This is a genomic window from Viridibacillus arenosi (genome assembly GCF_001955655.1).
GTDB lineage: Bacteria > Bacillota > Bacilli > Bacillales_A > Planococcaceae > Viridibacillus > Viridibacillus arenosi.
This window is the reverse complement of record NZ_MSPW01000011.1, coordinates 147950-155856: the sequence shown is the minus strand read 5'-3', so window position 1 is coordinate 155856 and position 7907 is coordinate 147950. Positions and strand designations below refer to the sequence as shown.

General features: G+C 33.5%; 7 protein-coding genes and 1 pseudogene. 4 read left to right on the top strand and 4 right to left on the bottom strand.

The genetic code is table 11. The features are described from left to right. Positions 1 to 254: 254 nt before the first annotated feature. Positions 255 to 1442 carry an MFS transporter gene (locus BK137_RS17750; RefSeq protein WP_038182377.1) on the bottom strand — a complete coding sequence of 396 codons (1188 nt, stop codon included), beginning with the start codon at positions 1440 to 1442 and terminating at the stop codon, positions 255 to 257. A 148-nt stretch (positions 1443 to 1590) separates the two neighbouring features. Here BK137_RS17750 and BK137_RS17745 point away from each other — a divergent pair, with 148 nt between their 5' ends. Together BK137_RS17745 and BK137_RS17740 are read left to right on the top strand one after the other, a co-directional pair. After that, positions 1591 to 2454, top strand: coding sequence for a LysR family transcriptional regulator (locus BK137_RS17745; protein WP_038182380.1), 864 nt, complete (start codon positions 1591 to 1593; stop codon positions 2452 to 2454). Positions 2455 to 2528: 74 nt separating this feature from the next. Beyond that, a complete protein-coding gene (locus BK137_RS17740; protein WP_038182383.1) occupies positions 2529 to 2912 on the top strand; it encodes a hypothetical protein in 384 nt (127 codons plus the stop codon). 75 nt (positions 2913 to 2987) lie between these two features. Here BK137_RS17740 and BK137_RS17735 read toward each other — a convergent pair. Both BK137_RS17735 and BK137_RS17730 read right to left on the bottom strand, forming a co-directional pair. Then, positions 2988 to 3804 (bottom strand): annotated as a pseudogene (locus BK137_RS17735) (ABC transporter permease). After that, entirely contained in the window at positions 3770 to 4798 is a 1029-nt protein-coding gene (locus BK137_RS17730) for a daunorubicin resistance protein DrrA family ABC transporter ATP-binding protein (protein ID WP_038182386.1), read from the bottom strand. The pseudogene BK137_RS17735 and the gene BK137_RS17730 overlap by 35 nt, the downstream one beginning before the upstream one ends. Positions 4799 to 5327: 529 nt before the next feature. Between BK137_RS17730 and BK137_RS17725 the strand changes: the two genes are divergently transcribed. Next, entirely contained in the window at positions 5328 to 5858 is a 531-nt protein-coding gene (locus tag BK137_RS17725) for a GNAT family N-acetyltransferase (RefSeq protein ID WP_038182389.1), read from the top strand. Between the two features lie 272 nt (positions 5859 to 6130). Here the strand turns inward: BK137_RS17725 and BK137_RS17720 are convergent, their stop codons facing one another. Next, positions 6131 to 6760, bottom strand: coding sequence for a hypothetical protein (locus BK137_RS17720; protein ID WP_038182392.1), 630 nt, complete (start codon positions 6758 to 6760; stop codon positions 6131 to 6133). Positions 6761 to 7151: 391 nt separating this feature from the next. On the opposite strand from BK137_RS17720, the gene BK137_RS17715 reads away from it, so the two are divergent. Further along, the gene (locus BK137_RS17715; RefSeq protein ID WP_038182395.1) at positions 7152 to 7814 is read left to right on the top strand and encodes a hypothetical protein; all 663 of its coding nucleotides are present in this window, start codon (positions 7152 to 7154) and stop codon (positions 7812 to 7814) included. The last annotated feature ends 93 nt before the right edge of the window (positions 7815 to 7907 follow it).

The following is a 7907-nucleotide window of genomic DNA, read 5'->3' as shown; positions in this document are numbered from 1 at the left end:
TAGATAAAATCGAAACCAACTTATTATTATATATAGAAAAAAATTCGTCTAAAAACACATGCTAAACCGTTCCTTGGTCAATAATGCTGTATTGCTTATATAGAACCTATTGGTACTTAATATTTTTTTAGTTCTACTTAAACAACACTAAAAAAGCATTCTCAAAAAGATTTCTTTTCGTGAATGCTCTACATTATTGTAATTCAAATCAGTTTGTATTAATAAACTTATATTGGACATGTCTCACTCTCAATTTACGCTACTCTCACCTTTGTTATATATAAATTAATCGCTCCTAGTGCCACAATAATTCCTGCTATATAAAGCGCTATTTGATAGCTGTTTAATATATTTACAATTAAACCGAATAAAGAAGGTGCAATGACGATAAATACTTGATTTAATGTTAAAGCTGAACTAACTGTTAAGCCAATATAACGGGGGTCTGATTGCTCTGTTATACAAGCAATGAATAACGAATACCAACCGATTGCTACAAAGCCTAAAAGAAAGCAAAATAGTAACATCACTAACTTTGCATTTATAACTAGTGGCAATATTACCGTAAGAACTACTGTAACAACCATTACAATGAACAATAGTTTTTCTCTATTTTGCTCAAAGAATTGATCACTCACCCATGCAATGGCTACTCGACCAACCATCCCCCCTATTAAAATTAGACTCAAATATTCACCTGCTTGAGTTAAAGAATAATTACCTTCTATATGTAAATAACTCATGAAGTGTGCAATGATAATCATCTGCAATGACATCATTACAATACCCACAATATATATTGGATACAGCGCCTTGTTGTTTTTGATTGTATTCATTTTTTCTTTAAACGACACTGATTTAGATGCTGTAGCTATATTTTCTTTTGGCTCATGATACGCTACTAAGAAAAGTAATCCTCCAGCAATTGCGAAGATCCCCTGTACAATATGTACTGCAGACAATTCATAATGATAATAAGTATACGTTAGTAAAACTGAGGCTAAAGCTCCGCCAATTGGTATACCAGTTTGTCTAATGCCTAGAGCTAATCCTCTATGTTTGTCTGGAAACCATTTTACTATAGCCGTGCTTCCACCAGTTTGAGCACTTCCGTACCAGATTCCAACTAATAATAATAACAGCAACAAAATAATATAATTATTAACGAAAATTAGTGTTAATGCTGATAGCCCTAATAAAATAGACCCCCATCCTATGATTTGTTTTTCTCCTTTCTTATCCATCAAATAACCAAAAATAATCATCGAAAAAATAGGTCCTATATTAACAGCTGAAACGATAAACCCTGTTTGTAGCGCTGATAAATTCCATTCAATCTGATAAAATGTTGCGATTGGTCCCATACCATATGTCACAAAAGTTGCTGCCGTTTGGGATAGTGTTGCAACTAGTACGATTAACCATTTAGTATAACTATTCATCAAGGTACCTCCAAAATCTTTTTATTACACCTATGTATTTGTTCGGTATAATGAGTTAACTAGAGTTTACGCTGTATACTACTACGCGTAAAATGGAGGAAAATGATAGGCGCTATCAAAATTTTTAATAGGGTGTGTGAAAAGTAATATGAACATCGAAGAAATTGCATTGAAAATTGAAATGTTAGAACGTCAAAATTTAAGTAAATCCGCCGAAATCACCAACTATACACAATCTGCACTTACTTCTAAAGTAAAAAAAATGGAGTCAGAAATCGGACAGCCTGTTTTTAAACGTACACCCCAAGGACTAAAAATCACCAACGTAGGTATTCAGTATAAAAACTACCTGCAACTAATTACACAAGAATACCAAGGGTTTTTAAACTCCGTTGGTGCTGATCAAGTGAAAACTAAAGTGAACTTTGGCGCATCACATACAACGATTAAGATTTATGGAGCTTCTATCGTTAATTCTTTAAATACAAATAACATTCCACTGGATGTAGATTTCACAGTAGAATCTAGTAATTCTATAAATGAAAAAATACACAACTCCGAAATGGACTGTGCACTTACAAGTAATCCAATTAAACATTACCCTGATTTAGCCTATGACATCATTACTACTGAAACATTCGAGGTCATTTCAAACGATTCTCATGTTGTTAATTTTAACGAGCGTACACCTGTTACACTGCTTGTATTAAGTAAAGGTTGTATGTATACGCGAGCTATGGTGGAATTTCTATCGAAAAATCAAATTCCATATACTATAAAAGAAATTAAATCAGTCAGCAGTATTCAAGATTTCCTACATATAGATCAAACAATCGCTGTGTTAAATACGAAGCTAATTGACTTATATAACTATACAAACATTCACCGCTACAATTTACAGTTGAACAATGAGATTAACACTGTTTATATCTATAAAAAGAATGAAAGTACGCAGAAGAATATTTTACATTTAAAAAATGTCATTAAATCGATTCTTGAAGAATCCTTATAATCGTCTATTTCGTCTAATTATTTGCAACCTATTCATTAACTTTTCGCGAAAAATTTTACAAAGGAGCAAATGCTATGAAATTAAATCGAGTATTACTTTTAATTGCTTTATCCCTTTTATGGTTAGTTGGTTGTTCGGATCAAGATATTGAAGAACATACTAGCGAAAAACCTGATGCAGCTGAAATACTAGAGTTAGATTCAAATGCTGATATTTTTCAACGGGGAGATTCTATTTATCAAACAGGAATTGATTGGGTAGACGAATTGAAATTAGTAGAGAAAGAGCATGTTGGGGAGATTGAGTTTAAAGCATCTAAACCGGAAGAATTCAAGAATGGTGCAGCAAATAAATTACCAATTGGTGCCGAAATTTATTCTGTAAAAGATCACGATAACATATTAATTGTAAAGTTTGAGAACGAAGTAAAGCGTTATTTAGCGTCTTCAGAAGGCTGATAAAACAACAAAATAAAAGTGTGTTTTGAAAAAATTACTCAAAACACACTTTTTTTATATTCTATATGAAACTTTTTACCGTAGATAATGAGTACGAGTTTTATCAGTTGTTCCTATTAGGGAAGCAATTAGGTCCCAACCTACTGTGCCAGCGTTTGTAAGGTCTCGAACAGCGGTAACGAGATGCGAGATCGGGTTAATTTTCACAAACCATTGTAGCCAGTTTGGTAAAGTATCAGCGGGCACAAAAGCATTTGAAAGAAACGTTAGAGGAAACAGCACGATCATAGAGATACCCTGTACACTTGAAGCAGTACGTGCAATAACACCAAAGAAGGCAAAGATCCAGCTAATTGCCCAGGCACATACAATGACTAAAAGCGCAGCTAAAACAACGTGACTTAGCCCTCCTTCTGGTCGATACCCCATTATATAACCCATAGTAAAAGTGAGTACCGTTCAATTGTATAGCGGATAGTGTCAGCCAACAATGCTCCCGCCAATGGTGCAATCCGCGCGATAGGCAGTGACTTGAATCTATCAAAAACGCCCTTATCCATATCTTCACGTAGTTGCACACCTGTGACGATTGAAGTCGTAATTACGGTCTGTACTAAAATACCGGGAATGATGACAGGCAAGTAGTTTACACGTTCCCCGAGATAGCTCCACCGAAAATGTAAGTGAACATCAGGGTGAAAATGATCGGTTGGAGCGTGACGTCAAACAACTGCTCTGGCGTCCGTCGAATCTTCAATACACCACGATAAGCCATTGTTAACGAATTACTTACCGATTGTTTAAAGCTAGTTTTTTTTCGTAGTTGCCGTCCAGCAACCTGCTTTAAGAAGAACCTCTCATACTCTACCCTCCTCCACTTTATCAGATTCATTGGATGACTTAGAAGCAGCCTCCTCAGCACCATGACCCGTAATGGTCAAAAAGACCTCGTCTAGTGTTGGTTTCTGTACACTCATCTCATCTATTCTGATTCCTTCTTGACGAAGAGCAATCAGTAGATCTGTGACTTTGTCAGCATCGGCCATTGGGGCCGTTATCTTCCCGACTTCCGAAGAAATTGATGTCTGAACTTTAAGCACTTGTTCAATGGTTTGACGAGCGTCCATTATATCCCGCGGATTTTGAATGCTTAAATGTAATGATGAGGTTCCAACTGAAGCTTTTAGTTCATTAACTGTTCCCTCTGCTACAACTCGGCCATGATCAATAACAGCAATACGATCTGCTAATTCATCTGCTTCTTGCAAATACTGCGTTGTTAACAGTACGGTTGAACCTGTTTTTACTAATCGACGAATAGTATCCCACATTTGATTTCGTGTTCGGGGATCTAACCCTGTAGTCGGTTCATCCAAGAAAATCAGTGGTGGTTGAGCAATTAGACTTGCCGCTAAATCCAGTCTACGACGCATACCGCCAGAGAAGTTTTTCAACGGACGCTTCGCAGCTTCAGTTAAACCAAATTCCTCTAACAATTCCGCCGCCTTATTACGAGACTCTGCACGACTCAGCCCTAGTAATCTTGAGAATATAATTAGATTCTCCGTAGCGCTGAGTGATTCATCTACTGAAGCATACTGACCAGTTACCCCTATCAATTGACGTACGATATGTGGATCTTTCGCTACATCGTACCCGAAAATGCGTGTCGAACCTTCGTCAGCTTTCAAAAGAGTCGCCAACACTCTGATAGTGGTAGTCTTCCCTGCCCCATTTGGTCCAAGTACACCGTAGATAGTACCGGCACGGACGTTCAGATTTACACCATCAACTGCACGATTGTCACCAAAATTTTTGACTAGTCCTCGTGCTTCAATAGCCCATTCACTATTGGCCGTTGCTTCCTTTCTATTTTGAATACTCATTGTAATTCCTCCTTCTTCGAATTACCATAATTTTCATTTTTCATTTTTCTGAAGAACTTAAGTAGTAGAATACCTTCCTAATTAGGGATGATTTTGCATGTTACTCCATCCCACAATAAGAAGTTCTCCTGCAGATTTCTTTCTCTAAATGTTCATAAACGGATAATACATTATGTTCATGAACTGAATATGAACTGAAGAAGAACCAATATTTTTATGTTTTAAGGGTTCGATCATTTGAATTATAGGAATATATACGGAGAAAGTATAAGTGAGGATAATTATTTTAATCTCTCATATCCATCGTCAAACTAGTATAAATTAATGAAAAGACACTCCTACGGTTCAACTTAATATTTCTAAATGATGAAACAAAAACCTAAAGTTGAACGATTTTAAAAGATTTGATAATCTGTTATTGACTAAGAAGAAAATTATCGGAATTTCCAATAAGTAGTCTTATTGAATTTAAATAATACAGAACCAATCTTTTGATTTCACTCTAAATAGAAAGAAGTTGATAGTTATCATGAAAGTTCGTTTAAAAAATGGCAATGAAGTAACGATAAAAGAAGCTACTAGAAATGATGCTCAGCAAATGATTAATTTCTACAATGTCGTAGGTGGAGAAACAGATTTTCTTTCATTCGGAAAAAATGAATTTAATAGGGATGTGGAGGAGTATAAAAAGTTTATAGATTCTACATCACTGGAACAAAACTCTATAATTTTAATAGCAACTTTAGAGGATGTAATTATAGGCATAGCATCTATTAATTCTAGCCAAAAAGATAGAACGAAACATGTTGGAACATTAGGCATTGTTGTGAGCGAACAGTTGGTTGGACAAGGATTAGGTAGAATATTGATGGAAGAACTGATTAATTGGGCAACTTCAAATGGGGTAACTAAAAAAATTAGTCTTGTTACGAGAGAAGATAATACTTTCGCCATTGAATTATACGAAAAGCTCGGTTTTGAAAAAGAAGGACTCCTAAAAAAAGACAATTTCATTAATGGCGTTTACTATAATACATTGGTAATGGGATTATTTATTTAGATTTTGCGCATTTATCTTCAAGGACGTCCACGTGTTCCATAAACTATAAAAGCAGAACTAAAGATTATCTTTTAGTTCTGCTTTTATTTTGCATATAGCGGGTTTTAATTCATTTATAAGTTTATTGGTTTAGAACATCGATATGAATAGCGCTAGAAAAAAGGCAATTCATTATGAATGCTTTTATTAATACACTTTTTCAAATACAACTATGCACATCCAGGCTCCCCACACTTTAATAGATTACCGTCTTAGATTATTCCAGTGTCTTATTAAAGATAATAAAGATATTCCAACACATATTTACCATTTTTCAGTTGAGTAAAACTAAATTTTATAGCGATAGTTCCAAAAGCATCAAATTCTTTTGGTCGATATTCATAAGTAAATGTAGCAAATCCCTTTCCTTTATATGTATCATAAACTTTTACCTTGGAAGTTGAGACTTTGTTTAGAGCCTTAGAATAAGTAGATAATATTTTCTTGGAATTGACTTTTCGCATGCCTTTTATTTTTCTACTATAATTGTCCTTAGTATATTTGTGACCAAGTAAATAGTCGTTTTTTCCGTGCTCAGCTACATGTTTGTTTACATAAGAATTGAAAGAGGTAGTTTTTCCTGTATTAAGGGAGTTACCATAGATTTTTATAAGTTTAGCCGCTTCTGGTTTTAATTCACTTGTTACCTTTTTCATACTGAATTTCTTAGGGTAAGTTAATACTCCTTTTTTCGAGACCGTCGCAGACACTTGTGTAACGGCTGCAGATTTAGTTATTTGCTGTGTTTTATTTGTTGCAGCTTGAGCTTCTACTCCTCCCAATGTACTTAATAATAGTGTACTTGCTACGACCATTGACATGACCATACCTTTTTTAAGTTTCTTTCCGCTTTTTTTCATCAAAGCCTACACTTCCTTCCTTTTTTTAAACAGATATTTCTTTTCAATAAATATCCACATTCACAAATTCTATCATAATATAACCATTTTTTAGTACTTTTTATAATAAAACAGGTTAAAATCCCCATTAATTTGATTATAATAGTTAAATTGATCCAACTAAATTTTATGTAAAATTAGCCATATTAAGTCCTATCACCTAAAGTTGTATTTTGATAACCGATAAAAAGACATATCCTGTAACTATGAATTTCTTTTCTTAACACTGTGAAATTTTGTTTTTATTTTGTTTTTATTATTTTTTCTGAATAGAACATACTATATTGGATTTTAAAATTTTTGGCACTGTCAGCGAATTATAGACATTTAAAATTTGTGGAGGGAGATATTCAATTTGAAAAAAAATATAGCCTCAGTTGGTTTTATCTTTTGTTTACTCTTTAGTGGGATTTGGTTACACGATGCATATCGAAATACTAAAATCGCATTTGCAATGGAACCTGGAACACATTCGGAAAAAGTATTAAATGATAATTTTCAAGTTTTAATGAAAAAAATACACCCCAAACTAATGGAACAAAATTTTAAAATAGTTACACTCGGTTTTGATTCTCAAGTAAAAGAAATTAATATACAAGTAAATAGTAACCAACAATATATTAACAAAATTGAAAATAGTATTAAAAAGATCATTCATGAATCATCACAACAAACACTTTTTAAAAATTATTCAATCGATGTTTATAAGCAAGTCATAGATTACCCAGATGCAGAGGAATTAGCATTAGAAAGAAATGATGAACTAACTACGAAATTTCAAGAAGACCTTAAAGCTAAAAAATTTACAGAAATTGAAAGTATACGTATAAGAGATAAAGATAAGAAGCTACTTGTAGAAATAAATACATCTATACAAAAAACCACTTTATTCAATATCAATCGAGGAAAAGAAATCCAATTAGAAATCAAGAAGTCATTAACAAATTCATTTTATAAGGATGAACTCAAAAGAATAGAGGTTTTTGTTTATAATAATAAACATGTAAAGATCAACTAAAATAAGGTGTCCCAGTGTATGAATATCATGGGTCACCTTTTTTTGCTTAATTATTCTTTAATTCAAAACTATCCTGAAGTTGTTTTATGTATA

What these genes read in the sequence shown, in the direction of transcription:
- BK137_RS17740 (WP_038182383.1), top strand. Translation starts at nt 2,529, where the DNA reads ATGAAATTAAATCGAGTATTACTTTTAATTGCTTTATCCCTTTTATGG.
- BK137_RS17745 (WP_038182380.1), top strand. Translation starts at nt 1,591, where the DNA reads ATGAACATCGAAGAAATTGCATTGAAAATTGAAATGTTAGAACGTCAA.
- BK137_RS17725 (WP_038182389.1), top strand. Translation starts at nt 5,328, where the DNA reads ATGAAAGTTCGTTTAAAAAATGGCAATGAAGTAACGATAAAAGAAGCT.
- BK137_RS17750 (WP_038182377.1), bottom strand. Translation starts at nt 1,442, where the DNA reads ATGAATAGTTATACTAAATGGTTAATCGTACTAGTTGCAACACTATCC.
- BK137_RS17730 (WP_038182386.1), bottom strand. Translation starts at nt 4,798, where the DNA reads ATGAGTATTCAAAATAGAAAGGAAGCAACGGCCAATAGTGAATGGGCT.